At 33.5% G+C, this 26,549-nt stretch carries 23 protein-coding genes; 20 read left to right on the forward strand and 3 right to left on the reverse strand.

Annotation, left to right across the window (positions count from 1 at the left end; translation table 11 throughout):
- Positions 1 to 48: 48 nt before the first annotated feature.
- The gene (locus HM982_RS15335) at positions 49 to 1,026 is read right to left on the reverse strand and encodes a pyruvate dehydrogenase complex E1 component subunit beta (protein ID WP_179354217.1); all 978 of its coding nucleotides are present in this window, start codon (positions 1,024 to 1,026) and stop codon (positions 49 to 51) included.
- A gap of 123 nt (positions 1,027 to 1,149) precedes the next feature.
- Between HM982_RS15335 and HM982_RS15340 the strand changes: the two genes are divergently transcribed.
- From HM982_RS15340 to HM982_RS15370, 7 genes are all read left to right on the forward strand, one after another.
- Positions 1,150 to 2,262 (forward strand): T9SS type A sorting domain-containing protein, encoded by a 1,113-nt coding sequence (locus tag HM982_RS15340; protein WP_179354218.1) that lies wholly within the window; start codon positions 1,150 to 1,152, stop codon positions 2,260 to 2,262.
- Positions 2,263 to 2,382: 120 nt separating this feature from the next.
- A complete protein-coding gene (locus tag HM982_RS15345; RefSeq protein WP_179354219.1) occupies positions 2,383 to 3,129 on the forward strand; it encodes an electron transfer flavoprotein subunit beta/FixA family protein in 747 nt (248 codons plus the stop codon).
- Between the two features lie 128 nt (positions 3,130 to 3,257).
- The gene (locus tag HM982_RS15350; RefSeq protein WP_179354220.1) at positions 3,258 to 4,220 is read left to right on the forward strand and encodes an electron transfer flavoprotein subunit alpha/FixB family protein; all 963 of its coding nucleotides are present in this window, start codon (positions 3,258 to 3,260) and stop codon (positions 4,218 to 4,220) included.
- Positions 4,221 to 4,838: 618 nt separating this feature from the next.
- Positions 4,839 to 5,456: a bifunctional nuclease family protein gene (locus tag HM982_RS15355; protein WP_179354221.1), complete on the forward strand. Its 618-nt coding sequence runs from the start codon at positions 4,839 to 4,841 to the stop codon at positions 5,454 to 5,456.
- Positions 5,457 to 5,474: 18 nt separating this feature from the next.
- The gene (locus HM982_RS15360; protein WP_179354222.1) at positions 5,475 to 7,187 is read left to right on the forward strand and encodes a NupC/NupG family nucleoside CNT transporter; all 1,713 of its coding nucleotides are present in this window, start codon (positions 5,475 to 5,477) and stop codon (positions 7,185 to 7,187) included.
- Between the two features lie 165 nt (positions 7,188 to 7,352).
- The gene (locus tag HM982_RS15365; RefSeq protein WP_179354223.1) at positions 7,353 to 8,177 is read left to right on the forward strand and encodes a thymidylate synthase; all 825 of its coding nucleotides are present in this window, start codon (positions 7,353 to 7,355) and stop codon (positions 8,175 to 8,177) included.
- 10 nt (positions 8,178 to 8,187) lie between these two features.
- Positions 8,188 to 9,033 (forward strand): energy transducer TonB, encoded by an 846-nt coding sequence (locus HM982_RS15370; protein WP_179354224.1) that lies wholly within the window; start codon positions 8,188 to 8,190, stop codon positions 9,031 to 9,033.
- Positions 9,034 to 9,089: 56 nt separating this feature from the next.
- On the opposite strand, the gene HM982_RS15375 is transcribed toward HM982_RS15370, so the two are convergent.
- Complete coding sequence (locus tag HM982_RS15375; RefSeq protein ID WP_179354225.1) at positions 9,090 to 9,392, reverse strand: isoamylase early set domain-containing protein; 303 nt, start codon at positions 9,390 to 9,392, stop codon at positions 9,090 to 9,092.
- Between the two features lie 286 nt (positions 9,393 to 9,678).
- Here HM982_RS15375 and HM982_RS15380 point away from each other — a divergent pair, with 286 nt between their 5' ends.
- The 3 genes from HM982_RS15380 to HM982_RS15390 all read left to right on the forward strand — a co-directional run bounded on the left by HM982_RS15380 (position 9,679) and on the right by HM982_RS15390 (position 15,284).
- Positions 9,679 to 10,611 (forward strand): dihydrofolate reductase, encoded by a 933-nt coding sequence (locus HM982_RS15380; RefSeq protein ID WP_179354226.1) that lies wholly within the window; start codon positions 9,679 to 9,681, stop codon positions 10,609 to 10,611.
- Positions 10,612 to 10,797: 186 nt separating this feature from the next.
- Positions 10,798 to 11,682: an ABC transporter ATP-binding protein gene (locus tag HM982_RS15385; protein WP_179354227.1), complete on the forward strand. Its 885-nt coding sequence runs from the start codon at positions 10,798 to 10,800 to the stop codon at positions 11,680 to 11,682.
- 20 nt (positions 11,683 to 11,702) lie between these two features.
- Positions 11,703 to 15,284 carry a M1 family aminopeptidase gene (locus HM982_RS15390; protein WP_179354228.1) on the forward strand — a complete coding sequence of 1,194 codons (3,582 nt, stop codon included), beginning with the start codon at positions 11,703 to 11,705 and terminating at the stop codon, positions 15,282 to 15,284.
- Positions 15,285 to 15,364: 80 nt separating this feature from the next.
- On the opposite strand, the gene metK is transcribed toward HM982_RS15390, so the two are convergent.
- Positions 15,365 to 16,618, reverse strand: a complete 1,254-nt coding sequence (gene metK / locus HM982_RS15395; RefSeq protein WP_179354229.1) for a methionine adenosyltransferase — start codon at positions 16,616 to 16,618, stop codon at positions 15,365 to 15,367.
- A 364-nt stretch (positions 16,619 to 16,982) separates the two neighbouring features.
- Here metK and HM982_RS15400 point away from each other — a divergent pair, with 364 nt between their 5' ends.
- From HM982_RS15400 to HM982_RS15445, 10 genes are all read left to right on the forward strand, one after another.
- Positions 16,983 to 18,182: a polysaccharide lyase family 7 protein gene (locus HM982_RS15400; protein WP_218849873.1), complete on the forward strand. Its 1,200-nt coding sequence runs from the start codon at positions 16,983 to 16,985 to the stop codon at positions 18,180 to 18,182.
- Positions 18,183 to 18,214: 32 nt separating this feature from the next.
- Positions 18,215 to 18,640 (forward strand): RrF2 family transcriptional regulator, encoded by a 426-nt coding sequence (locus HM982_RS15405; protein WP_179354230.1) that lies wholly within the window; start codon positions 18,215 to 18,217, stop codon positions 18,638 to 18,640.
- A gap of 159 nt (positions 18,641 to 18,799) precedes the next feature.
- A complete protein-coding gene (locus tag HM982_RS15410) occupies positions 18,800 to 19,063 on the forward strand; it encodes a DUF2061 domain-containing protein (protein WP_179354231.1) in 264 nt (87 codons plus the stop codon).
- Entirely contained in the window at positions 19,060 to 19,680 is a 621-nt protein-coding gene (locus HM982_RS15415; protein ID WP_179354232.1) for a phosphoadenosine phosphosulfate reductase domain-containing protein, read from the forward strand. The genes HM982_RS15410 and HM982_RS15415 overlap by 4 nt, the downstream gene beginning before the upstream one ends.
- An 86-nt stretch (positions 19,681 to 19,766) precedes the next feature.
- Positions 19,767 to 21,860 (forward strand): HEPN domain-containing protein, encoded by a 2,094-nt coding sequence (locus tag HM982_RS15420; RefSeq protein WP_179354233.1) that lies wholly within the window; start codon positions 19,767 to 19,769, stop codon positions 21,858 to 21,860.
- A gap of 4 nt (positions 21,861 to 21,864) precedes the next feature.
- Positions 21,865 to 22,632 carry a uroporphyrinogen-III C-methyltransferase gene (cobA, locus tag HM982_RS15425; RefSeq protein ID WP_179354234.1) on the forward strand — a complete coding sequence of 256 codons (768 nt, stop codon included), beginning with the start codon at positions 21,865 to 21,867 and terminating at the stop codon, positions 22,630 to 22,632.
- A 2-nt stretch (positions 22,633 to 22,634) separates the two neighbouring features.
- On the forward strand, positions 22,635 to 23,213 hold the full coding sequence (locus HM982_RS15430; RefSeq protein WP_179354235.1) for a precorrin-2 dehydrogenase/sirohydrochlorin ferrochelatase family protein: 579 nt from the start codon (positions 22,635 to 22,637) through the stop codon (positions 23,211 to 23,213).
- Positions 23,214 to 23,216: 3 nt separating this feature from the next.
- A complete protein-coding gene (locus tag HM982_RS15435; RefSeq protein WP_179354236.1) occupies positions 23,217 to 24,266 on the forward strand; it encodes an NAD(P)/FAD-dependent oxidoreductase in 1,050 nt (349 codons plus the stop codon).
- 365 nt (positions 24,267 to 24,631) lie between these two features.
- The gene (locus HM982_RS15440) at positions 24,632 to 25,723 is read left to right on the forward strand and encodes an acyloxyacyl hydrolase (protein WP_179354237.1); all 1,092 of its coding nucleotides are present in this window, start codon (positions 24,632 to 24,634) and stop codon (positions 25,721 to 25,723) included.
- A gap of 55 nt (positions 25,724 to 25,778) precedes the next feature.
- Positions 25,779 to 26,528, forward strand: a complete 750-nt coding sequence (locus HM982_RS15445) for a head GIN domain-containing protein (protein ID WP_179354238.1) — start codon at positions 25,779 to 25,781, stop codon at positions 26,526 to 26,528.
- Positions 26,529 to 26,549: the final 21 nt, after the last annotated feature.

Below are 26,549 nucleotides of genomic sequence, written 5' to 3' on the forward strand. Positions count from 1 at the left end.
AGTTTGGTTACTGATGAAGTTTACTAAACGCAGAAAACTGCAATTTATTTATTTGTACATTACTTTTTTTACCGCTTTAACAACATCGTCGCTATTAGGTAGCCATTCCGCTAGTAATACTGGCGAGTATGGAGCAGGTGTATCTGCAGTATTTATTTTTACAATTGGTGCATCTAAATAGTCAAAAGCTTCCGATTGTACTAAATAAGTAATTTCTGTTGATACGTTTCCAAATGGCCATGCTTCTTCTAGCACAACTAATCGGTTTGTTTTCTTAACAGAGGTTAAAATAGCCTCTCTATCTAACGGACGTACGGTACGTAAATCAATAATTTCACAAGAAATACCCTCTTTTTCTAGCTCGTCTGCAGCTTTGTAAGCTTCTTTTATAATTTTACCAAAAGATACGATTGTTACATCAGTACCTTCTCGTTTTGTTTCAGCAACTCCAATAGGCAATACATATTCCCCTTCAGGTACTTCACCTTTATCGCCATACATTTGCTCGCTTTCCATAAAAATAACGGGATCGTCATCTCTAATGGCAGCTTTTAATAAGCCTTTGGCATCATAAGGGTTAGATGGAACAATTACTTTTAAACCTGGTGTGTTTGCAAACCAATTTTCTAGAGCTTGTGAGTGCGTTGCTCCTAACTGGCCAGCAGAAGCTGTTGGTCCTCTAAATACAATTGGACATTTAAATTGCCCACCAGACATTTGTCTAATTTTAGCAGCGTTATTTATAATCTGGTCAATACCAACCAAAGAGAAGTTAAACGTCATATACTCTACAATTGGTCGATTACCTGTCATTGTAGATCCAATAGCAATACCAGCAAAACCAAGTTCTGCAATTGGTGTGTCAATAACACGCTTAGCACCAAACTCATCTAACATACCTTTAGATGCTTTGTATGCGCCGTTGTACTCTGCTACTTCTTCACCCATAAGATAAACGCTTTCATCTCTGCGCATTTCTTCGCTCATGGCCTCGCAAATAGCTTCTCTAAATTGAATTGTCTTCATGTTCTTGTTTTTTGAATAAATCGTGTAGCAAAAATAATAATTATAAACAATATAATACTACTATTTGCGGTGCTAAAATGAAAATATTTGTAACTTGTTATCATCATCAATTTATCATTAATTATGAGAGAAAAAAAATACATTTTTATAAGTTTATTTATTTTAATTTCCGTGTTTGTAAATGCTCAAGAAACTATCCTTTGTGCGTTACAAATGGATTATATTAAAATTGAATCAATAGAAGATGTACCGTCAGTCTCAAATAATGCAGATGGTACAGTTACACTAACACATCAAGATCAAAACATCACTGATATTTATAACCAATACAGTATTTATGATTTTTATCAAGCTTATCCAAATTCTAATCCCGATGGCGAATTAATTAAATATTACAATATTGTACATGGTAACAGAGCACTTATTAATGATTTGTACAATTATGTTTCTCCTAACGATTACATTATAGAGCCTTATCCTTTTACACCAATCAGTTCTGCTTTAGTTAATTTGTTAGATGGTAATACTTATTCTCTTGTGAAGATTTGTACTGATTCTTCAGAAACAGGAAATGGGTGTCCTGAAGATGAGCAAAATATTCCTGATGATTTTCAACTTGAAATAACTTTTGAATATGATGCTGAAAATGATACAATGCATGCTGAGACTCTTGATGATTCTAGTTGTGGAAATTCTTTTTCAATACATCTCAAGGGTGGTGCTGATTATGGTTTTGAGACAGTAGATAATACGCTTCAGTTATGGGAATCTGAACCCGGAACTACAACACTAGTTGATTATTCTCAGTCTTGTTATGATTTTGAGAGCACATTATTCTCCGTTTTCGATATCGGATGTTATAATGGTAATAATTACGGTAATATTAAAATAGATATAGATACAGGAAACGTAGGAGAATTTGTTATTGAAAGAGAGAATACGTTTTTTGCTACAGACTTTTTAACGTTTCAAGAAAACACAATGTCAGTTAAAGACGAGAATTTTCAAAATCTAAAAATTTTCGAAATTGAAGGGAATCCCTATTTGCAAGTGGAAAACCCAAATAATCAATCGGTAATTGTAGAGGTTTATAATGCCTCTGGGCAATCAATTATTTCGCCTATTTTGTTTGAAGAAAACCGTATAAATATCTCAAATCTCTCTACTGGATTATATTTCACTAAGGTGTCAAATGTCAATAATCAACAAAAAACCTTTAAATTTTTGAAAAATTAACAATATGAATCGTTAAAATTGAGTTTTTCTTAAATTTGTTATGCATGCATAGTAAATTTAAGAATATTATTTTTATATTCGTAACCAAGAATAAAGACGTTTAAAATAAATCATTTTTATATGAAAATATTAGTATGTATTAGTCATGTACCTGATACAACCTCAAAAATTAATTTTACAGAAAACGATACTAAATTTGACACCAATGGAGTGCAATATGTTATTAATCCTAATGACGAGTTTGGTCTCACACGTGCCATGTGGTTTAAAGAAAAACAAGGCGCAAGTGTCGATGTGGTTAATGTAGGAGGTGCTGAAACTGAACCAACGTTAAGAAAAGCTTTGGCTATCGGCGCAGACTCAGCAATTAGAGTAAATACACCAGCGACTGATGGTTATGCCGTAGCAAAACAATTAGCTCATGTGGTTAATGAAGGTGGTTATGATTTGGTGATTGCAGGTAGAGAATCTATTGATTATAATGGTGCTATGGTGCCAGGAATGTTGGCAGCTATGGCTAATGCTAATTTTGTAACTAATTGTATTAGCTTAGAAGTTGATGGTACAAGTGCAAAAGCTGTTAGAGAAATTGATGGTGGTAAAGAAACTGTAAGTACTTCTTTACCTTTAGTCATAGGAGGTCAAAAAGGTTTGGTTGAGGAGAGTGATCTTCGTATTCCAAATATGAGAGGTATTATGATGGCGCGTAAAAAACCATTAAAAGTCGTTGAGCCTACAGAGGTTAGTGCCGAAACCAAAGCGGTAAGTTTTGAAAAGCCAGCGCCTAAAGGTGCAGTTAAATTAGTAGATGCCGATAGTATAGACGAGTTAGTCAACTTACTTCATAATGAAGCAAAAGTAATTTAGTTCAGCTAAATTATTCCGAATAGTTACACTGCGCACAGGCAAAGTGTTGTTTCGGAATCTCATGAAGTAAAGAAAATAATATTAAGTTCCTGAATTGAGTTTAGGAAAAAAAATACAAATATAAAATTATGTCAATTTTAGTATATACAGAATCCGAAAACGGAAAATTAAAAAAAGCAGCATTAGAAGTTGTGTCTTATGCTAAGGCTGTAGCTGATCAGATGGATACATCAGTGACTGCTATTGCTGTTAATGCCAATGATGTTGAAACACTTGGAAATTACGGTGCGTCAAAAATACTTTTGGTTAAAGATACTAGTTTAGAAGCTTTCAATGCTAAGAAATATGCAGCGTTAATTGAAGCAGCAGCAAAGCAAGAAGATGCAAAGGTAGTGGTATTAAGTTCTAGTGCTGATAGCAAATATTTGGCCCCAATGTTAGCGGTTGGTTTAGAAGCGGGTTACGCTTCTAATGTAGTTGAGGTACCATCAAGTGTGTCACCACTTACAGTAAAACGTTCAGCATTTACAAATAAAGCTTTTGCCAACACAGAATTTACTACAGATGTTAAGATTGTTGGTTTATCTAATAACTCATTTGGTTTAGTAGAATCTGAAGGTAGTGCTTCAGTAGAAAACTTTTCGCCTACATTACCAGAATCAGGTGTTACTGTAGAGTCGGTAGATAAAGCGACGGACAAAGTTAGTATTGCAGATGCTGAAATCGTTGTTTCTGGAGGAAGAGGTCTTAAAGGACCAGAAAACTGGGGTATGGTTGAGGAGCTTGCCGAAGTTTTAGGAGCTGCGACAGCCTGTTCTAAGCCGGTATCAGATTTGGGTTGGCGTCCACATGGTGAACATGTTGGGCAAACCGGAAAACCAGTAGCTTCTAATTTATATATTGCTATTGGAATTTCTGGAGCCATACAGCATTTAGCAGGTATAAATGCATCAAAAGTAAAAGTAGTTATCAATACAGATCCCGAAGCGCCTTTCTTTAAAGCCGCAGATTACGGTGTTGTTGGTGATGCCTTTGAAGTGGTGCCCAAACTTATTGAAAAATTAAAAGCTTTTAAAGCTGCAAACGCATAAGTGAAACGGTTTTAAAATGTGGTAACACCGCTTTTTTTACGTGTTTGTTACTTACATAATAATAAATAGAAAATCGCTTTTTTTAATAGGATTTTAAGTTCAATACCTCTAGGCTTGCTTAGAGGTATTTTTTTATTACCTTTAAAATTCAATTCCAATATTTTGGTTTAGGATTAGCAAAAAATGTTTCAATTAAAACGTCTTAATTCACTTGCTTTTTATCGAAAGTATAACGGAAGTTATCCAAATCTGTAAAAAGCAGTTGGTAAAGTCTAAATTTAAACAGTTCTTTGTGTTTTGCCTTTATTGTAATTCTGATACTAGAATTATACCCTTTTCTAAGGAAAAGTAAATGAGGTAATCTCATCTAAAATGAATAGGATGAGAAATTTGATTTAATAATTAGTAGTGTCCGATTAAATTTAGCTTAGTTTCAAAAGTTCTTAAAAAATAAGGATTTTATAACTTTTATATGACACATTGCTTTTTTGAGATAATTTTAAAGACATGTTTCTTTTAAATTACATCTGTATTTCTGGTAGTTAGAATCAAGTCTTGGTTCTTAGCTCTAAAAGTAAAGCGGTCTTAAGTTTTTTATCGGATAACATTGTTTAATATATGAGTTTAGTTCGTTTAAATATCAAAGGCATTTCATACAGTCAAACCCAAAATGGTGCCTACGCTTTAATACTTAATGAGGTTGATGGCGACCGCAAATTACCTATAGTAATTGGTGCTTTTGAAGCCCAATCTATTGCCATTGCTTTAGAAAAGGAAATTCGTCCGCCACGTCCACTTACCCATGACTTATTTAAAAATTTTGCTGATCGATTCGATATTATTGTCAAACAAGTCATTATTCATAAGCTGGTAGATGGTGTGTTCTATTCGAGTTTAATTTGTGAGCGCGACAAAATTGAAGAAATTATAGATGCCAGAACTAGTGACGCTATTGCTTTGGCTTTGCGTTTTCAGGCGCCAATTTTTACGTATAAAAATATATTAGACAAAGCAGGTATTTACCTTAAAGTGAATCCTAAGAAAGAAGATGAGGAAGAGCAAGATAGTATTTTGGTTGATGACCTTATCGTTGAAGAAATTGAAGCTGCTACAGTCGAAAAAGAAGGCTATAAAGACAAATCTCTTGAGGAACTTAATAATCTCTTAGATGAAGCCGTAAATAATGAGGATTATGAAATGGCAGCCAAACTAAGAGACGAAATTTCTAAACGTTAATTAATAACTTTACTTTTTATGAATCAGTTTTTCAAGACGTTTCTTGCTATTTTTATTGGCCTTTCAACAATAACAGCTCAGGAACTTGAAAAAACATGGGAGTCAACAACTTCTGAGATGGGTTACCATACCTTAGAATTTGATAAAGGAGAATTTAATTTTTCTTCAACTTCAGAAAATAACCTTCAAGGTGATTATATGTACCAAAATAACTTATTGGTATTGTATCACAACGACTCGCTTAACTCCATTAAACGCTATAAAATTACAGAACTTACAGATTCGACATTGGTTTTTTCTGGAAATGAAATGCGTTTCGATTTAATAGCTCAGGAAAAAGAAATTGTAGTTACTCCAGAGGCACCTAAGGCAGAAATAATACCAAACCAAGGGTTTTCTATAAACAGTTTATGGCGCGGAATTTTAGGGATGTTCACCTTAATTTTTATAGCCTTTTTGTTTAGTAGTAACCGTAAAGCGATTAATTGGAAAACGGTTGGTATTGGATTACTCTTCCAATTGATTATCGCTATAGGTGTTTTAAAAATTGACTTTGTTAAAACAGCTTTTGAAGTTGTAGGGCAAGGCTTTATCGCTATACTAGGATTTACACAAGCAGGAAGTGAATTTCTGTTTGGAGGGATGTTAGATATAAAATCTTTTGGTTTCATTTTTGCTTTTCAAGTTTTGCCAACCATTATATTCTTTTCAGCATTAACCTCTGTTTTATTCTATTTAGGATTAATTCAGAAAGTTGTAAAAGGTATGGGATGGTTATTGTCTAAGGTTTTAGGGATTTCTGGCGCAGAAAGTTTAAGTGTAGCCGGTAATATTTTCTTAGGACAAACCGAAGCGCCATTACTAATTAAGGCTTATTTAGAGAAAATGAATAAGTCCGAAATTCTTCTTGTAATGATAGGCGGAATGGCAACCGTTGCAGGCGCTGTTTTAGCAGCATACATTGGCTTTTTAGGAGGCGAAGATGAGGCTTTACAATTGTTTTATGCAAAACATTTACTAGCGGCCTCGGTAATGGCTGCACCAGGAGCAATTGTGGTTTCAAAAATATTATTTCCTCAGACGGAAGATATCAATACAGAAGTCGCTGTTTCTCAAGATAAAATTGGGTCTAATATTTTAGAAGCTATTGCTAACGGAACAACAGAAGGGTTAAAATTAGCAGTTAATGTTGGTGCAATGTTACTAGTTTTTGTTGCTTTTATTGCCATGATAAATGGCATATTGGGAGGTGTTGCTGGTTTTGATGGTTTTACGAGTGAAACTTTAAATCTCGATTGGCATTTTACATCGCTTAATGAAATTATTGATAAAAATACACCTTATGAAAGCTTATCATTAGAATTCCTTTTAGGCTATTTATTTGCACCTTTAATGTGGTTAATCGGTGTGGCTTCTGAAGATATGGCGTTGATGGGACAGCTGTTAGGAATTAAATTAGCGGCGAGTGAATTTATAGGCTATATTCAATTAGCAGATTTAAAAAATGCTGCTAGTGCAACACACCTTACTTATGAGAAATCTATAATTATGGCGACCTATATGTTATGCGGTTTTGCTAATTTTGCATCTATTGGTATACAGATTGGAGGCATTGGTTCTTTAGCACCAGGGCAGCGTACTCAATTATCTAAATTTGGAATGAAAGCTTTAATAGGAGGTACACTAGCATCTCTGATTTCTGCAACTATTGCAGGGATGATTATTGGATAGTTCAACAAAAAGAAATATTAGATTATAAAAATACTTAAAACATCAGAGATTAAATTTAATGCTTTTTCTTTATTTTCGCTTCAAGTCTTACTGAAAATCTAATCAGTAATTTACACTTATATTTAAGTTTAATTAAAAGAGATTCCCATATTCGTGGGAAATGTTATGAAACAATATCACGATTTAGTAAAACACGTTTTAGCAGAAGGTAATGATAAAGGCGACCGCACAGGTACGGGCACAAAAAGTGTTTTTGGTTACCAAATGCGTTTTAATTTAAGCGAAGGTTTTCCGATGGTAACCACCAAGAAATTACATTTAAAGTCTATTATATACGAATTGCTTTGGTTTCTTAAAGGGGATACCAATATCAACTACCTCAATGAAAATGGGGTAAGAATTTGGAACGAATGGGCTGATGAAAATGGTGACCTTGGACCAGTTTACGGTCATCAATGGCGTAATTGGGCTAGTGAAGATATTGACCAGATTAAAGAAGTGATAAGTTCTCTTAAAAATAACCCCAACAGCCGTAGAATGTTAGTTTCTGCTTGGAATCCTTCGGTTTTACCAGATACCTCAAAGTCATTTTCTGAAAATGTGGCTAATGGAAAAGCAGCTTTGCCACCTTGCCATGCCTTTTTTCAGTTCTATGTTGCTGACGGAAAATTATCTTGCCAACTCTATCAGCGTAGTGCGGATATCTTTTTAGGTGTGCCTTTTAATATTGGGTCTTATGCATTGTTTACCATGATGATGGCGCAAGTTTGTGGTTACGAAGCCGGTGATTTTATTCACACGTTTGGTGATGCCCATATTTATAATAATCATAAAGAGCAGCTAGAATTACAACTCTCTAGAGAACCGAGACCACTGCCTAAAATGATTTTAAATCCAGAAGTAAAAGATATTTTTGACTTTAAATTTGAAGATTTTACATTGGTAGATTATAATCCGCATCCACATATTAAAGGTAAGGTGGCTGTTTAAATTAGATGTTATGAAATTATCCGTATTATTTACGATTATATTAATAACATTAATGCCGTTTAGTTGGGCGCAAACAGATGCCATTGAACAAGTTTATAGTAGACCTTATGTTATTTTTGATGGTTGCGATACTGCTGAAGACAAAGAAAAATGCTACGAGATAAATCTTCAGGAGCTTATTGGAAAACAATTGAATCATAAAACGTATAAAGATTCTATTTTTTATTTGGCTAAAAGAGATACAATCGCAGTGCCTATAAGTATTCTTTATGATGAATTTGGAACTATAGTAAAAGATTACTCCTTAATAACAAATCCTAACACGGAATCTAAACAAAGTATGAAAGGCTTATTAGATTCCATACCTAAAGTAAAACCCGTTTTGGACACTTATAATAAAGGTGTAGCGATAAGTATAAGTAGTATATTTGGTTATTTCCTAGATAGAACTAAAGATTCAATTATACCTTTAGTCGGTTATGAACCAAAGATAATTCCATTTTCAATTATAGATAAAGCACCAGTTTATAAAGGATGTAATAGAAAATTAAAAAATGAAGAGCTTTTAAAATGTATGAATGGTGAGGTCTCTAAATTTATTGCAAATAACTTTAATATTAATCTTGCAAGTGAATTAGGTCTTTCTAAAGGGGTAAAACGTATTTATGTGTCATTTAACATTAATAAGAAAGGAAAGGTTTCAGATGTAAGAGCACGAGGACCACACCGAGATTTAGAAGCAGAAGCTATTCGTGTAATAAACAAAATGCCTAAGCTAAAGCGACCCGGTTATTTTAAAAATAAACCAGTTATAGTACCTTACTCTTTGCCTATTGTTTTTAGAATAACTGAGTAACAAAAAAAGCTTCCCAGTTTATTGGAAAGCTTTTTTTATATCATATAGGAATAGTTTTATAATTTGATAATGCCATTTTCAGCACCTGCATACTCATTCCAAACAAACTCATCAGCTTCATCATCGTTAAGATAAGATGTACCATCAACGAGGTATCTAAATTCGTAAGAATTATCTTTTTCTAAATCAATAGTTCCTTTAAAAGCACCGCTTTTTAGTTTTTTTAATTTTGTAGCTTTTTTAGTATTCCACTCGTTAAAGCTTCCCACAACGGCCACACTTTTTGCTTCTTCTGCAGGCACAGTAAACGTGACCTTGCAAATAGGTTTACTTTTTAGATATTGCTTTTTAATTGCCATAATAATTAATTTAAGTACCCTACAAAAATATAAAAGAAACACGCATAAATCTATATATAAGTATCTAAAAACTAAATATTTATCGTTTTCTTAATATTGCAATTGTTTTTTGTATAAGAAGATAAATATCAAATACTTATTTTGTCAGATTGATAATCTTGTGTAAGCTTGCTTTATGTCTGGTTTTTAGCACTATAGTTTTGGTTTTGTGTCGTTTTTTAAAGTCTTTTAAAGACGCTATGGATTTCACAAAAAACAAGTATCTTTATCTTATTAAATCATAATTATGTTTGGAAAAAAAAAACCAGTTTCAACTATAGATAAAGATCAATTAGAGTTGATTGAAAATGCTCAAAAACGCATCAAACAGAAGAAGCGTTTGTATATTCATTTTGTTATTTTCTTAATAGGTGCAATCTTCTTGATTTTAGCAAATACAGTTTTAGGGATTGGTAAAAATTTTAAAATAGCAGGTATTGATTGGTTTGTTTATGCCGTAATTGTATGGTTTGCACTATTTATTTATCATTTTATTAGTGTGTTTATTACCAATAAATTTATGGGTAAAGACTGGGAGAAACAACAACTTGAAAAATTAGTAAATCTTCAGGAACAACGCATAGATAAACTAAAGCAGAATTTCATTAAAGAGGATACTAAAATAGCACAAACTAAAGCTTATAATGAAGCTAAAGATTTACCTGAAGCTTCTAAAAAAAAAAAACGCACTGACCTAACTATTATTGTCGCCGCTGGTGAGGATAATGCTATAGGAAAAGACAATGATTTAATTTGGCACTTAAGTGATGATTTAAAACATTTTAAAGCCTTAACAAATGGGCATCATATCATTATGGGACGTAAGACGTTTGAAAGCTTTCCAAAACCGTTGCCTAATAGAACGCATATCGTCATTACAAGACAAAAAGACTACACAGCACCAGACGGTGTTATTATTGTTAATTCGTTAGAAGATGCTCTTGATGCAGCTAGATATGATAAACAACCTTTTGTTATTGGCGGAGGTGAAATTTATAAACAAGCCATGCCATTAGTGGAGAAGTTAGAAATTACGCGTGTGCATTCAACCTTTGAGAATGCAGATGCTTTTTTTCCTGAAATTGATGCATCTAAATGGCTTGAAGTTAAACGCACCACACATGATGCTGATGAAAAGCATGCCTATTCTTTTTCATTTATAACATATTTAAGAAAGTAAACTGGAAACGGTGTTTGTTAAATAAAAACAGTTCGATTTCAGTAGTTACTCAGGCAACCTTTTTGTTTTTTTTAGCGTCTTTGGTTATAAGGACCTGTCTTTTTGCAGCTTAAATGTTAAATTTGTGTAACATTCGTTAGCGAAAGCCGTCTTATTTAAACTAACCAATCAAAATCAGTCTTCTTTATGAGTACGCTAAAAATTACTAATTTATCCAAAACCTACGCTAATGGTGTAAAAGCATTAGATAATGTTAACCTCGAATTAGAAAATGGTATGTTTGGACTTCTAGGTCCAAATGGTGCAGGTAAATCATCGTTAATGCGCACCCTTGCTACATTACAAGAAGCCGACTCCGGCTCTGCAACTCTAGATGACATCGATATTTTAAGCAATCCTGCGGAACTCCGTAAAGTTTTAGGATATCTCCCTCAAGAATTTGGGGTTTATCCGCGTATTACAGCAGAGCAACTTTTAACACATTTAGCTATTTTAAAAGGAATTACTAATGCAAAGGAGCGTAAAGAATTAGTAAAATATCTATTAGATAAAGTTAACCTTTATGAAAAACGAAATAAATCTATAAAAGGGTTTTCCGGAGGAATGAAACAGCGCGTAGGAATAGCACAAGCGCTTATTGGAAATCCAAAATTAATTATTGTAGATGAGCCTACAGCAGGCTTGGATCCGGGAGAACGGAATCGGTTTTATAACCTGTTAGCAGATGTTGGTAAAGGTGTAATTGTAATTTTGTCAACACATATTGTTGAAGATGTAAGAGAATTATGTACCAAAATGGCTATTATGAATTTGGGCGAAATTGTTTTTCAAGGTGCGCCACAAACAGCCATAGATGAATTGGAAGGTAAAGTCTTCAAAAAAATAGTAAGTAGAGAAAGCCTTCAAAATTATGCCAATGATTACAAGGTTATTTCAAATAAAATGGTAGGTGGACAACCGTTAATACATGTGTTTAGTGAAGAACATCCTCAAAATGGTTTTGAGCAAGTCGCTCCAGATTTAGAAGATGTATTCTTTTCAAGAATTAACACATCAAACGTACTTGTTTAATACACCTCAACTATTTTATTATGTTTAAAACATTCTTTTTATCAGAATTAAAATATACACTAAAACAACCTATGGTGTATATATTTATCTTCATATTGGCCTTACTAGAGTTTTTCGCAACGGTAAGCGATAATGTTCAAGTAGGCGGTGCTATAGGAAATGTCTATAGAAATTCACCCTATACTATAACAGTACATGTTACCATCTTCTGTATTTTTAGTCTTCTAATGGCTGTTGCATTTTTTAATAATGCAGCTTTACGAGATTATAATAACGAATTTAATGAGATTTTATTTACAACTCCTATAAGTAAACCAGGCTACTTTTTTGGACGCTTTTTTGGTGCTTTATTAGTTTCTACTTTACCGCTTTTAGGTGTTTTTATTGGAGTGCTTTTAGGGACTACTTTAAACTATAGTTTTGAGTGGATTGCAACTGAACGCTTTGGTGAATTTTACTTAGAAACGTTTGTCAATAATTACTTGTTATTTGTTTTGCCCAATATGTTTTTAGCGGGTGCTGTGATTTTTGCTATGGCTAATAAATGGAAAAGTACTATAATTTCTTTTGTAGGTGGCTTAGTCATTATTGTAGCTTATATCGTATCTGGTTCATTAATGTCTGATGTCGATAATGAAACTGTAGCTGCGCTTTCAGATATTTTTGGAATAAATACTTACGCCATTGAAACCAAGTATTTTACACCTGTAGAAAAAAACATGGTAAGTCCTAACTTTTCAGGCTTACTCTTTCAAAATAGATTGATATGGACAGCTGTTGGAATACTAATATTACTAGCTTCTTATTTTAATTTTTCATTTAAAACAAAAAATAAGAAAGTAAAGAAACTAAAAGCTAATACAGAAGTATTGGAATCTGATTTTGTGCGTCCAGAATTACATCCAACGTTTAACGTGTCTACAAATTGGATACAATTTAAAAGCTTTTTTTATACCAATTTTTTAAGTATTGTAAAGAGTGTCACTTTTAAAATACTGTTTCTATTTTGTATCATCATTTTAGTTGCAGATTTAAGTGGTGGTTTCGAATATTTTGGTTTACAATCGTATCCACTTACCTATAAATTAATGGATTCTATAAAAGATAACACTAATATATTTACCATTATTATTCTTATCTTTTTTAGTGGCGAACTTATTTGGCGCGATAGAGATTCTAAAATAAATGAAGTTATAGACGCAACAGCTCATACCTCATTTATTTCTTTAGCAGCTAAAGCGTTATCCTTAGTTGGTATTACTTTAATTCTAAATGTATTCTTCATTTTTATTGGTGTTATTTATCAATTTTTACATGGCTTTACACGCATTGAATTAGACGTTTATTTTTTAGATTTATTATATGAAAATCTTCCGCTTTACATGGTGTTTGGCGGTATTATGATTACAATTCAAGTCTTGTCTAGTAACAAGTATATTGGCTACTTTATCTCGGTTCTAGTATTGTTGGTTTGGGATATTATTCTGAGTATTTTGGATATTAGTAGCAATATGTTGAGTATTGGTAACGGTGCTTCTATTATGTATTCTGATATGAATGCTTTTGGCCCTGGTTTAACAAGTAAATTATGGTTTAATTTATACTGGATTTTAATTGCAGTTTTAGGCTTGCTAATTGCAGGAGCTTTATGGAACAGAGGTTCTAAAAGTTCATTGTGGAGCCGTGTTAAAACAGCAAGAAAAGAGGTGCCTAAAAGTTATCGTAGCTTTATTGCCTTAACGTTTATCGTTTGGCTAGGTGTGGCGGGTTTTGTGTATTACAATACGCAAGTTCTAAATCCATACCGTTCTAGTGATACCACTGAGCAATTGATGGCAGATTTTGAAAAGAAATATAATAAGTATAAAAAGGCTGTGCATCCTAAAGTTACTGATGCGAAATATTATATCGATATTTTTCCAAATAAACGAGACATTCTTGTAAAAGCAGATGTGACCTTAACTAATGCATCTAGTCAGGTTATAGATTCACTTCACTTTTTTAATAATGAAGGTTGGGATACCAAATTGAATATTCCTAATGCAAAGCCTGTTTTTAAAGACAGTACTTACTTATATACCATTTATAAATTAAATCCACCTTTACAGCCAGGTGATACAATAGTAATCAAAGTTGATAATCAATTTATCACCAAAGGGTTTGAGAATGGGAGAGGCACTACTATGATTGTTAAAAATGGAACCTTTTTTAATAATGGGGATGTTTTACCAACAATGGGTTACAATAGCAGTTATGAACTCAGCGACAATAACACACGTAAAAAATATGACTTAGAACCTAAGGAACGCACACCAAAATTAACGTCAACACTAAGTGAACTTCATAACCGTAACTATATTAGTGATGGTCAATCTGATTTTATAAATGTAGAAACCTATATTTCTACCGTAAAAGAACAAACAGCCATTGCTCCAGGCTCTTTAATAAAAACTTGGGAAGAAAATGGTAGAAATTATTACCACTATAAAACCGATACGCCATCATTAAATTTTTATTCGTTTATGTCGGCCGATTTTAAGATTAAAAAGCAGCAGTGGAATGGGATTGATATTGAAGTCTACTACGATGAAAAGCATCCTGAAAATGTAGAAATGATGCTCGATGCGGTAGAGCGTTCGCTGGTCTATTATACTGAAAATTTCGGTCCTTATTTTCATAAACAATGTCGTATTATAGAATTTCCAAGGTATGCTTCATTTGCTCAAGCATTTCCGGGTACAATGCCATATTCTGAAGCAATAGGTTTTGTGGTTAATTTAGAAGATGAAACAGGAAACAATGTTGTAGATGCAGTTATAGCTCATGAAATGGGGCATCAATGGTGGGCACACCAAGTGATAGGTGCAAATATGCAAGGCGGAACCATGATGAGTGAGGCTTTTTCAGAGTATTCATCTTTAATGACTTTAAAAGGTATAACTGATAATCCGATGAAAATGAGAGAATTTCTTAAATACAATCATGATCGGTATTTAAGAGGTAGAAGTGGAGAACGAGAAAAAGAATTGCCGCTTTATAAAGTTGAAAATCAAGGGTATATTCATTACGGAAAAGGTAGTGTGATTTTATATGCACTTCAAGATTATATCGGAGAGGATAAAGTGAATTTAGCCATGAAAAATTTCTTGGAAGAATACCGTTATAAAGCACCTCCATATCCTACGTCATTAGATTTTATAAGGCATTTAGAGCCTCAGGTTCCAGATTCATTACATTATTTAGTTACCGATTGGTTTAAAGAAATTACCTTATATGATAACCGTCTAAAAACAGCGCATTATAAAAAGTTAGAGAATGGAATGTATGAAGTAACCTTAGATATTGAGAGTTCTAAGATTAAAGCAGACAGTTTAGGGACGGAGAAAGTGACGACTATTAATGATTGGATAGATGTTGGGTTTTTTATGGATGAGGGTGAAGCGCAATTGTACAGCTCTAAGCGAATGAAGTTTACTAAAGCGAGTACCGTAATTACAGTTCAGTTAGATTCGTTACCCGTTAAAGCAGCAATTGACCCAAGGCATATTTTGATTGATCGTGTGTACACAGATAATGTGAAGCGCATTAGCCTAGACGAATAAAAAGACTTGATTTACGTATAAAAAAACACCCTAACCAAATAAATAGTTAGGGTGTTTTTTATACGTTATATCGGTTAAGATTAAATATCAAATGCTTCTTTTATGGTATCTACATAATCTAATTTTTCCCATGTAAATAACTCTACATCTACAGATATAGGTTCACCGTTTAGTTGCTCAAAGGTCTTATTAACCGTTTCATTTTGTCTACCCATATGACCATAAGCTGCAGTTTCGCTATAAATTGGTTGGCGAAGCTTTAGGCGTTCTTCAATAGCAGCTGGTCTCATGTCAAATACACTTTCAACTGTTTTTGCAATCTCTCCGTCAGTTAGGTTATAATGACAAGTTCCGTAAGTATCTATAAAAATTCCCATTGGTTTGGCAACACCAATAGCATAAGAAACTTGTACTAAAACTTGATCACACAAGCCAGCTGCGACTAAATTTTTCGCAATATGTCTTGTGGCGTAAGCGGCACTACGGTCTACTTTACTTGGGTCTTTTCCTGAGAATGCACCACCACCATGTGCGCCTTTTCCACCGTAAGTATCAACAATAATTTTACGACCTGTTAAACCTGTATCTCCATGCGGTCCACCAATAACAAATTTCCCTGTTGGGTTAATATGATAAGTAATATCGTCATTAAACAAACCTTGGATATGTTCTGGCAACTTAGCAATGACTCTAGGAATCAAAATTTCAGTGATATCCTTGTAAATCTTAGCTAGCATAACTTCATCAGCATCAAATTCATCATGCTGAGTAGAAACAACAATGGCATCGATACGTTGCGGTACATTATCATCGCTATATTCAATAGTAACCTGACTTTTAGAATCGGGTCTTAAATAGGTAATATCCTTATTTTCACGACGCATTTCTGCTAATTCTTTTAGAATGCGGTGTGATAAATCTAATGCTAATGGCATAAAATTTTCAGTTTCGTTGGTCGCGTAACCAAACATCATACCTTGGTCACCAGCACCTTGTTCTTCTTTAGAAGCTCTATCAACCCCTTGGTTTATTTCTGGAGATTGCTCGTGGATGGCAGATAATACACCACAAGAATTACCATCAAACATGTAAGCACTTTTAGTGTATCCTATTTTATTTATGGTATCTCTTGCTATTTTTTGAACATCAATGTAAGTGTTCGAATTTACTTCACCTGCAAGTATTACTTGCCCTGTAGTTACTAAGGTTTCACAAGCTACTTTAGCATCAGAGTCAAAGGCTAAAAAATTATCTATAAGGGCGTCACTGATTTGGTCAGCAACTTTGTCTGGATGACCTTCAGAAACACTTTCTGAGGTAAATAAATATGGCATAAATCCTATTTTTAGGTTATAGTTATTACGAAAAATTTGAGATTGCTTGGTCGCTAGAGAAGTCCTTAACTTACTGCTTTAGCATTTTTTGTTTCAGTTGAAGTAAATTCAACGTCAGAGGTTGCAATCAGATCAAATTTTTCCTCTCAATTTTGATGGTACAAAAGTATAGAAATTAAATGAAATTAGAATTCATTTCACTTTATTTTATGTTTTTAATCAAACACTTATCATTATTTTTGTAAATAGAGATGTAAAACTGCGATAACTAAGTTTCTATATACAATATCATTGACTTACGCTTAAGGCATATTTGTCATTATGCTAGGAAAATTATCGCAATAGTTAAATTAATAGTATACACATGAAATCATTACACATTCTTTTTGCCTTATTAACATATACCGTATTATTAAATTGTAGTTCTGAAGAAACTTCACCAGTAGTGCCAGAAGATAGTTTAGTTATTTCTTCAGTATCAGAGTTTTCTTCAAGCGACGATATGCAAACGATTGATGTGACCTCTAATTTGGATTGGTCTGTAAGCGAAAGTGTTTCTTGGATTTCAACAACACCATCAAACGGAAATAGTGATGGCTCAATAACTATTTCTGTAGAAGCCAATCCTACGTTTAATAATCGTTCCGGATTAGTTACAGTTGCAGCTAATGATATTACTAGAACGTTGATAATTACCCAAGCAGGCGCAGAAAATCCGGACTTGGATCCCAATAGTGCACCTTCAGATAATTTTGATTTGTCAACATGGAATTTAAGTATTCCAGATAATTTCGGTAATGGCTATGCAACAACTATTTCAGTGAGCCAGATTAATAATGACTATGAAAATAGTGATTATTTTTACACAGCTGCTGATGGCGGAATGGTTTTTAAATGTCCCGTTGCTGGCTTTAAAACCTCAGAAAATACAAGTTATACAAGAGTAGAGCTACGCGAAATGCTAAGAGGTACTAACACTAGTATTGATACACAGGGTGTCAATGGTAATAATTGGGTGTTTGGTACAGCTCCTGCTTCAGATATAAGTGCTGCTGCAGGTTATGATGGCGAAATGAATGCCACACTAGCTATAAATCATGTTACCACAACAGGTAGTAATAGTCACATTGGTCGTGTTATAATTGGCCAAATACATGCTAATGACGATGAGCCTATTCGACTTTATTATAGAAAGCTTGAAAATAATACATTAGGTTCTATTTATTTTGCTCACGAACCTTCAGAAGGTTATGGCGATGAGCAATGGCATGAGATGATAGGTTCTAGAAGTAATGATGCTTCTAACCCTACTGATGGTATTGCCCTTGGTGAAATATTTAGTTATAGAATTAAAGTGGTTGGTGATGATTTAACGGTGACGATTATTAGAGAAGGAAAACCTGATGTTGTTTCTACAGTTAATATGGCTAACAGTGGTTATAATGTTGGTGGTCAATATATGTATTTTAAAGCAGGACTTTATCAGGCAAATAACTCAGGAGACGACGATGATTATGTACAAGCTACTTTTTACGCTTTAGAAAAAACACATACCACCAATTAATTAAACATTTTTAAAGCTCTTATATTAGCGCAATGTTATCTAAAAAAACAAAATACGGAATAAAAGCCTTGGTACACCTAGCCAGACAGGAAGATCGAAAACCTGTTCAGATTTCTACCATTTCTAAAGCTGAAAATATATCCCAAAAATTCCTTGAAAGTATTTTACTAACCTTACGAAAGAATGGTTTGTTAGGCTCAAAAAAAGGAAAGGGTGGTGGTTATTATCTGCTTAAAGACCCCAAAGAAATTCCGATGACTACCGTGATGCGATTACTCGAAGGTCCTATCGCAATGGTACCTTGTGTAAGTTTAAACTTTTATGAAAAGTGTGCAGATTGTCCCCACGAAGAAACGTGTGCGGTAAATAAATTAATGCTAAAAGTACGCGACAATACCCTTGAAATTTTCAGGAATACTAGCTTAGCTGATTTATCAACGACAAAAATAAGTCTATAAATTAAAACGGTAATATGCTGTATGAGTTTGGTTTAATCTTCTTTTTTCTAAATTTTTATTTTCGATTTTCTTGTAAATGATTTTTTAGTTCATAAATAATATTTATGTTTGTAGTACTCTAGTAAGTCTATAGGGTAAAAGAAAATTAATTAATCAGTTATGATAAATAGTCTATTTCATACTAATTCAAGTTTTAAAAAGCTTGAAAATGAACCGGGAACAACGCAAGAAAATATCAAGCGAAGTATAGCAAAGACGGTTAGTTGGAGAGTTATAGGAACTCTAGATACCGTTATAATTTCATATTTAATAACAGGGACCTTAGCCTTAGCAGCAGCAATTGGTGGTGTAGAATTAATATCTAAAATGGTGCTTTATTTTTTTCATGAACGCACTTGGAATAACATAAAATGGGGAAAATGATAGATATAGATATAAAGGTTTGGAATAAAAAATTAAGAGATAAATCACCAATTGAAATCGCAGAGTGGGCTTTAAGCTTGTCAGAAAATAGAATTGTTACCACCAGTTTTGGTGTCTATTCTTCGGTTTTATTGAGTACCATGTCGCAACTAGATAAAGATATTAGAGTTGTGTGGTGTGATACATTATATAATCAACCTGAGACCTACGAACATGCTTCTAGTTTAATAGCGAAGTACAAGCTTAATATTCATAAATATCAGAGTTTATATACTAAAGAAGAAATTGATTCTTCAATTGGATTGCCAAGTTTAGAACATGATAATCATGAAGTTTTTTCTGAAGCAGTGAAGCTAGAACCTTTTAGACGAGCGCTAAAGGAAGAAGACCCAGAGATGTGGTTTACAAATATTAGAATAAGACAAACAGAGTTTAGAGATAAGAAAGATATTTTAAGCTTTAGTAAAGATGGTATTTTAAAAGTAAGTCCATTTTATTATTGGAGCGATGCTGACTTAGATGCGTATATAGCAGAACATAAATTGGCCAAAAACGCTAGTTATTTCGACCCCATTAAAGCACTTCTCAATCGCGAGTGTGGTATACACTTTCAGTAAAACAAATTTAAAATAAAGGCTTTCAGTAGCTTAAAGAACTCGTTTTAATTTCCTACTAAATCCATAGGAATAATATATTTAAGATTATGCAAAGTTTTAGAACCGAATTAGAAAATCCTGTTGTAGAAAAGGATATCCTTGAGTTAGCTAATAAAATTGAGCTTTTTCATAACGGCAAAATAGATGAAGAAAAATTTCGTAGTCTGCGTTTAGCAAGAGGGGTTTATGGGCAGCGCCAAGAAGGGGTGCAAATGATTAGAATTAAGTTGCCTTATGGTAAGGTGCTCAGCCATCAATTACGTCGAATTGCTGAGGTTTCAGATGAATATTCTAGAAGTAGATTACATATAACAACGCGTCAAGATATCCAAATTCATTATGTCGATTTAAATAGAACACCAGAATTGTGGGCCGAATTAGAGCGTGATAATGTTACTCTTAGAGAAGCCTGTGGAAATACCGTAAGAAATGTGACGGCTAGTGAAACGGCTGGTATAGATGTCAACGAACCTTTTGATGTATCGCCTTATGCCGATGCTTTATTTAAATTCTTTTTAAGAAACCCAATTTGTCAAGAAATGGGTCGAAAATTTAAAGTGTCATTTTCAGCATCCGAGGAAGATACAGGCCTGTCTTACATGCACGATTTAGGGTTTATTGCTAAAATTGAAAACGGTGTTAAAGGTTTTAAAGTGATGTTAGCTGGTGGCTTAGGGTCGCAACCTAGACATGCCGATTTGTTCTATGAGTTTTTACCTTCAGATAAAATTATTCCTTTAATGGAAGGTGTGCTCAGGGTGTTTGACCGCTATGGCGAACGAAAAAGTAGGGCTAAAGCCCGAATGAAATTCTTATTAAAAGATATTGGTTTAGAAGCTTTTAAAACATTAGTTGAAGAAGAACAAACCGCTATAGAGTTTAAAACGGTGGCGATTGATGAATCTAAATACACGGCTTCAAAACCAGTTAACACAGATTTTCCAAAGACTACAATTAAAAATGAAGAAGCCTATAAGCAATGGAAGTCGACGAATGTAATTTCTCAAAAACAAGAGGGCTATGTGGCGATTGGTATTAAAGTACTTTTAGGAGATTTTTATACGGATAAAGCACGATTATTAGCCGATTTGGTAGAAAAATATGCGGCAGGTGAAATTAGATTAAGCTTACGCCAAAATATTTTAATTCCTTTTGTAAAGGAAGAAGCACTTCCTTTTTTCTATACTGAATTAGAAAAGCTTGGATTTGTAGAAGCAGGATATAATAAAGCCGTAGATATCACAGCGTGTCCTGGTACAGATACCTGTAACCTAGGCATAGCGAGTAGTACAGGAATTGCAGAAGAATTAGAACGTGTTATTAAGGCAGAATATCCACAATATTTGGAGAATACCGATTTAGTAATAAAAATTAGTGGTTGTATGAATGCTTGTGGGCAACACAATATGGCCAATATTGGTTTTCAAGGCATGTCTATTAGGACCAAAGATAAATTGGTAGCACCAGCATTACAAGTGCTTTTGGGTGGTGGTAATTTAGGAAATGGAAACGCTTATTTTGCAGATAAAGTGGTTAAGATTCCAAGCCGAAGAGGACCTGAAGCTTTACGTAGAATCTTAGATGATTTTGAAGAAAATACAGCAGGAAAACTATTTGTAGATTACTATAAAGCCAAAGGTGAAAAGTACTTCTATCAACTATTAACAGATTTATCTAGTATAGATAATCTTACCCAAGAAGATTTTATTGATTGGGGAACAGAGGAAGAATATGTAAAAGCTATTGGCGTTGGTGAGTGTGCAGGTGTGGTTATCGATTTAATTGCAACCTTATTTTTAGAAAGTCAAGAGAAGATTGAAGAAGCCCAAACAGCCTTTGAAAATAAAGTGTATTCAGGTGCAATTTATGAAGCCTATCGTTCTATGGTAAATTCAGCAAAAGCCATTTTGCTTTCAGAAAATATAACCACAAATACGCAAGCCGGAATTATTAAACAGTTTGATGAACTTTTTGTAGAAACCGATAAAATAGAACTGGGAGCTTCATTTTCAGATATAATTTATCAAATAAAAACGGTGCCACCGACTGAAGATTTTGCAAGCAATTACATTAATACAGCACAACAATTTTTAAAAACGGTAAGCGCTTTTAGAGACGTACAGGTTGCTGAAAAAAACTAAGATTATGACACCAAGATTGACCATAGTTGGCGCTGGCCCAGGAGATGTAGATTTAATTACTGTAAAGGCAATTAAAGCGATTAAATCTGCCGATGTTATTTTGTATGATGCACTTGTTAATAACGAGTTGTTAGCATATGCTTCGCCAAATGCAGAATTGATTTTTGTGGGCAAACGTAAGGGCTGTTACGCCTATCAACAGAATCAAATTAATGAATTAATCATAGAACGTGCTTTAAGATGCGGACATGTAGTGCGTCTAAAAGGCGGTGATCCATTTATTTTTGGTCGTGGTGCAGAAGAGTTAGAATATGCAAAAGATTATGCTATTGAGGTGGCCGTTGTTCCCGGTATTTCTTCATCGGCAGCAGTACCAGCGTACCAAGGTATTCCGTTGACAAAACGAAATGCGTCAGAAAGCTTCTGGGTCATTACAGGAACTACAAAATCGCATCAAATTTCAGGTGATATTGCTTTGGCTGCAAAATCTACAGCAACCGTTGTTATTTTAATGGGAATGAGTAAACTTTCAGAAATTGTTCAGATTTTCTCAAAAGAAGGTAAGTCCGAAACAGCGATTGCAATTATCCAAAATGGCACTCGAGTTAATGAAAAAGTAGGCATTGGTAAAATATCTACTATCGAAGCTATTGTGGAAGAAAAACAATTGTCTAATCCTGCAATTATAATTATTGGTGAGGTGGTTAAACAACGTGTTGACCTCACAGATATTTATGTTGAAGCTGATTTGGTACAGAAAAAAACAGTATAATTATGGAGCGAAATAATTTGTATCCCATCTTTTTAAAAACAAAGAACCTTAAGGTCTTAATCGTTGGTGGTGGTTATGTAGCAGAAGAAAAATTGACGTTTTTATTAAAGTCGAGTCCAGATGCCAATGTTACTATGGTTTCGTCAATGTTTAGAGAGGGAACAATTGCTATTGCAGATACAGGTAATGTTAATAGAATTACCGATAATTATAAAATAGATTATTTAAAAGGCCATCACATTGTCATTGCCACAACCGATTGTCCTGAAATTAATGTCGATATATATAACGATTGTCGTGCACAAGATAAATTAGTTAATGTGGCTGATAATCCACCATATTGTGATTTTTATATGGGAGGCATCGTTACTAAAGGGAATGTGAAAGTAGCAATTTCTACCAATGGAAAATCACCAACAACTGCAAAGCGATTACGTCAGTTTTTTGAAGATGTGATACCCGAAAACATTGATGATTTAGTAAAGAATCTTAATGTCTATAGAAAAACAATAAAAGGGGACTTTGAGCAGAAAGTCGAAAAATTAAATGAATTCACTAAAGGTTTAGTAGAGAAAATATAAATTATGATTACAACAGATATACTCATTATAGGAGCAGGACCAACAGGTTTATTTACAGTTTTTGAAGCTGGCTTGTTAAAATTAAAGTGCCATTTAATTGATGCATTACCACAACCTGGTGGTCAATGTTCCGAATTGTATCCTAAAAAACCGATTTATGATATTCCAGGATTTCCTGAAATATTAGCTGGTGATTTAACGTCTAATTTATTAGAACAAGGGAAGCAATTTCAACCAGGTTTTACCTTAGGTGAACGCGCAGAAACGATTGAAAAACTAGAAGATGGTAGTTTTATTGTCACCACCAATAAAGGAACACAACACCATGCACCAATTATTGCTATTGCTGGTGGTTTAGGCAGTTTTGAACCCAGAAAACCACAATTAGAAAACATTGAAAAGTACGAAGATAACGGTCTTGCTTACTTTATTAAAGATCCAGAAGTGTATCGGAATAAAAAAGTGGTCATTGCAGGTGGTGGCGATTCGGCTTTAGATTGGAGTATTTTCTTAGCTGATATCGCTTCAGAGGTAACGCTTGTTCATCGACGTAATGAGTTTAGAGGCGCTTTAGATTCAGTAGAAAAAGTACAAGAACTAAAGTTACTCAATAAAATTAATTTAATAACACCAGCAGAAATCACAGCCTTACATGGCGATAATCATTTAGAAGGTGTTTCTGTAACTAAAGATGGTAGCACTCAAATTTTAGAAGCAGACGAATTTATTCCATTGTTTGGATTGTCACCAAAATTAGGACCAATAGGAAATTGGGGCTTAGAGATTGAAAAGAATGCTATTAAAGTAGATACGTTAGATTACCAAACCAACATACCTGGTATTTATGCAATTGGCGATGTAAATACTTACGAAGGAAAATTAAAATTAATTTTATGTGGTTTTCATGAAGCCACTTTAATGTGTCAATCAGCTTATAAGCGACTAAATCCTGGAAAGAAGTTTGTTTTAAAATACACAACGGTAAGTGGAATTAATGGTTTTGATGGGTCACGAAAAGAATCACCTAAGGCCGTAGTGAAGGCAATAGTATAGTACAATATCATTATTAAATAATCATTTATGATGCAAAAAATAGCGTCGGAATTGAAGTAAACTTAAAATTTTGACGCTAATTTAATTAGATAACTATTTATTAGAATTAAATTAACAAAAGACTCTTTTTTTAATCAGATATTTGCGCTTTATTAATACCAATATTGCGCGTAAAAGTTCAATTTGGTTAAAGCCCTTAATCATGAAATTAATAAATAAATATAAATCAGATTTTAGATTTGCGTTACACGTGTTGTTGCTAGCTGCAATTTCTTTAATCGCTACCTTATTTGTGTAGCAGTCTTCTCGGTTTCTTAGGTTCAGAATTATAATTATTGACTATTTTAGCGGCTCAATAATTCACAATGCGAAATCTTTTATGTGCCATTTTATTAGTAATGTCTATAATGCTTTATGGACAAGATAAAAGGCATAATACCTATGTGGATTTTAATTATTTTGGAGGAAACATTGCTCTTCATAATAATGATATTCTACATTTAATCACAGGACACCCTGAAGGTTTCTTCTTTAGTTGGAACAAAAAAACTTTTGGGAAAGAAGCATGGCAGCAGCGTTATAATTACCCAGATTATGGCGCATCGTTTATGTTTCAAGATTTTAAAAATGAAAATTTAGGTGTTAGTTATAGCCTTTTAGCGCATTATAATTTTTATTTTTTTAAGCGTAATTTAATGTTGCGAATAGCACAAGGGTTAGCCTATAATACCAATCCTTATGATAAATATAAGAATCCAAAAAACATTGCTTTTGGGTCCGATATATTAAGTTCAACCTATCTCATGCTTAATTATAAAAAAGACCGAATTATAGACCGGTTTGGAGTACAAGCAGGAGCAACCTTAATTCATTATTCTAATGCCAATGTAAAAGCACCTAATACGAGTGTTAATACAATTGCTCTTAACGTTGGCTTAACCTATCATTTAGACGAAGAAAATCAAGACTATGTTGATAATCTAGAGGATGAACAATTTACTGAAAAAATAAAATACAACATCGCATTTAGAACAGGCATTAACCAAAGTGATGTTATAGGAAGTGAGCGCTTTCCATTTTACATGCTTTCGGCTTATGCCGATAAACGCTTAAGTCATTTTAGTGCTATTCAGTTGGGAGCCGATGTATTCTTTTCAAATTTTCTTAAAGAATTAATTTATTACCAGTCTGTAGCGCTTCCTGAAGCAAATGTTAGCGGTGACGAGGATTATAAACGTGTTGGTTTATTTGCAGGACATGAACTATTTGTAAATAAATTGTCAGTAGAGACACAGGTCGGTTATTATGTATATTATCCTTATGATTTTGAAGGACGAATGTATTTAAGAATTGGCCTAAAACGTTATTTCGGAAAAAACCTCTTTGGTGCTGTAACTTTAAAATCACATGGTGCTAAAGCCGAAGCTGTTGAGTTTGGCGTAGGTGTAAGATTATAGTCTATTTATTACACTGATAATCGCTATCTAAACTAGTTACATTAAGAAAAATTAAATGAGTAAAATATATTATTACATAGGGATATTACTATTGGTTTTTGCCTGTGATAGTGAAGATGTTTCAGACTGTTTTCAAACGTCAGGCAGTATTGTTCAGCAAGAGGTTACTGTTGCAAGTTTTGAACGCATTTTAGTTAATCGAAATGTAACACTCATCATCAAAGAAGCGCCAGAATATAAGGTGACTATTGAAACGGGTGAGAATTTAATGAATGATGTCAAAGCTGAAGTAATAGGCAATCAACTAGTGTTAACTGATGATAATTCTTGTAATTATGTTAGGGAATATGGACTAACAAAAATTTATGTTGAAACGCCAACACTTACAGAAATCAAATCATCAACACAGTACGAAACGACATCAGAAGGGGTTTTAAATTATGAAACTCTAAATTTAATTTCAGAAGATTTTAATCAAGAGGGTCAATTTACCATGGGTGATTTTAGGCTTCAAGTTAATTCCGAAGCACTAAATATTGAATCTAATAATTTATCATTTTATTATATAAGTGGTGCTGTAAATGATTTATATGTAGGTTTTTATTCTGGTGCTGGTCGTTTTGAAGGTGAAAATTTATTGGCTGAAAATGTTCATATTTTTCATCGTGGTAGTAATGATATGGTTGTAAACCCAATACAAAGCCTAACCGGAAGTCTTAAAGGTACTGGGAACCTAATTGCTGTTAATCAACCGCCTATTGTAGATGTGGAACGGGTGTATATAGGGAATTTATTTTTCCAATAACAAAATTTAATGCCTTCAATA

It is taken from the genome of Winogradskyella vidalii (assembly GCF_013403955.1).
GTDB classification, from domain to species: Bacteria; Bacteroidota; Bacteroidia; order Flavobacteriales; family Flavobacteriaceae; genus Winogradskyella; species Winogradskyella vidalii.

Excerpts from the sequence above, each read along its gene's own strand:
- HM982_RS15335 (WP_179354217.1), bottom strand. The coding sequence starts at position 1,026 with ATGAAGACAATTCAATTTAGAGAAGCTATTTGCGAGGCCATGAGCGAA.
- HM982_RS15340 (WP_179354218.1), top strand. The coding sequence starts at position 1,150 with ATGAGAGAAAAAAAATACATTTTTATAAGTTTATTTATTTTAATTTCC.
- HM982_RS15345 (WP_179354219.1), top strand. The coding sequence starts at position 2,383 with ATGAAAATATTAGTATGTATTAGTCATGTACCTGATACAACCTCAAAA.
- HM982_RS15350 (WP_179354220.1), top strand. The coding sequence starts at position 3,258 with ATGTCAATTTTAGTATATACAGAATCCGAAAACGGAAAATTAAAAAAA.
- HM982_RS15355 (WP_179354221.1), top strand. The coding sequence starts at position 4,839 with ATGAGTTTAGTTCGTTTAAATATCAAAGGCATTTCATACAGTCAAACC.
- HM982_RS15360 (WP_179354222.1), top strand. The coding sequence starts at position 5,475 with ATGAATCAGTTTTTCAAGACGTTTCTTGCTATTTTTATTGGCCTTTCA.
- HM982_RS15365 (WP_179354223.1), top strand. The coding sequence starts at position 7,353 with ATGAAACAATATCACGATTTAGTAAAACACGTTTTAGCAGAAGGTAAT.
- HM982_RS15370 (WP_179354224.1), top strand. The coding sequence starts at position 8,188 with ATGAAATTATCCGTATTATTTACGATTATATTAATAACATTAATGCCG.
- HM982_RS15375 (WP_179354225.1), bottom strand. The coding sequence starts at position 9,392 with ATGGCAATTAAAAAGCAATATCTAAAAAGTAAACCTATTTGCAAGGTC.
- HM982_RS15380 (WP_179354226.1), top strand. The coding sequence starts at position 9,679 with ATGTTTGGAAAAAAAAAACCAGTTTCAACTATAGATAAAGATCAATTA.
- HM982_RS15385 (WP_179354227.1), top strand. The coding sequence starts at position 10,798 with ATGAGTACGCTAAAAATTACTAATTTATCCAAAACCTACGCTAATGGT.
- HM982_RS15390 (WP_179354228.1), top strand. The coding sequence starts at position 11,703 with ATGTTTAAAACATTCTTTTTATCAGAATTAAAATATACACTAAAACAA.
- metK (WP_179354229.1), bottom strand. The coding sequence starts at position 16,618 with ATGCCATATTTATTTACCTCAGAAAGTGTTTCTGAAGGTCATCCAGAC.
- HM982_RS15400 (WP_218849873.1), top strand. The coding sequence starts at position 16,983 with ATGAAATCATTACACATTCTTTTTGCCTTATTAACATATACCGTATTA.
- HM982_RS15405 (WP_179354230.1), top strand. The coding sequence starts at position 18,215 with ATGTTATCTAAAAAAACAAAATACGGAATAAAAGCCTTGGTACACCTA.
- HM982_RS15410 (WP_179354231.1), top strand. The coding sequence starts at position 18,800 with ATGATAAATAGTCTATTTCATACTAATTCAAGTTTTAAAAAGCTTGAA.
- HM982_RS15415 (WP_179354232.1), top strand. The coding sequence starts at position 19,060 with ATGATAGATATAGATATAAAGGTTTGGAATAAAAAATTAAGAGATAAA.
- HM982_RS15420 (WP_179354233.1), top strand. The coding sequence starts at position 19,767 with ATGCAAAGTTTTAGAACCGAATTAGAAAATCCTGTTGTAGAAAAGGAT.
- cobA (WP_179354234.1), top strand. The coding sequence starts at position 21,865 with ATGACACCAAGATTGACCATAGTTGGCGCTGGCCCAGGAGATGTAGAT.
- HM982_RS15430 (WP_179354235.1), top strand. The coding sequence starts at position 22,635 with ATGGAGCGAAATAATTTGTATCCCATCTTTTTAAAAACAAAGAACCTT.
- HM982_RS15435 (WP_179354236.1), top strand. The coding sequence starts at position 23,217 with ATGATTACAACAGATATACTCATTATAGGAGCAGGACCAACAGGTTTA.
- HM982_RS15440 (WP_179354237.1), top strand. The coding sequence starts at position 24,632 with ATGCGAAATCTTTTATGTGCCATTTTATTAGTAATGTCTATAATGCTT.
- HM982_RS15445 (WP_179354238.1), top strand. The coding sequence starts at position 25,779 with ATGAGTAAAATATATTATTACATAGGGATATTACTATTGGTTTTTGCC.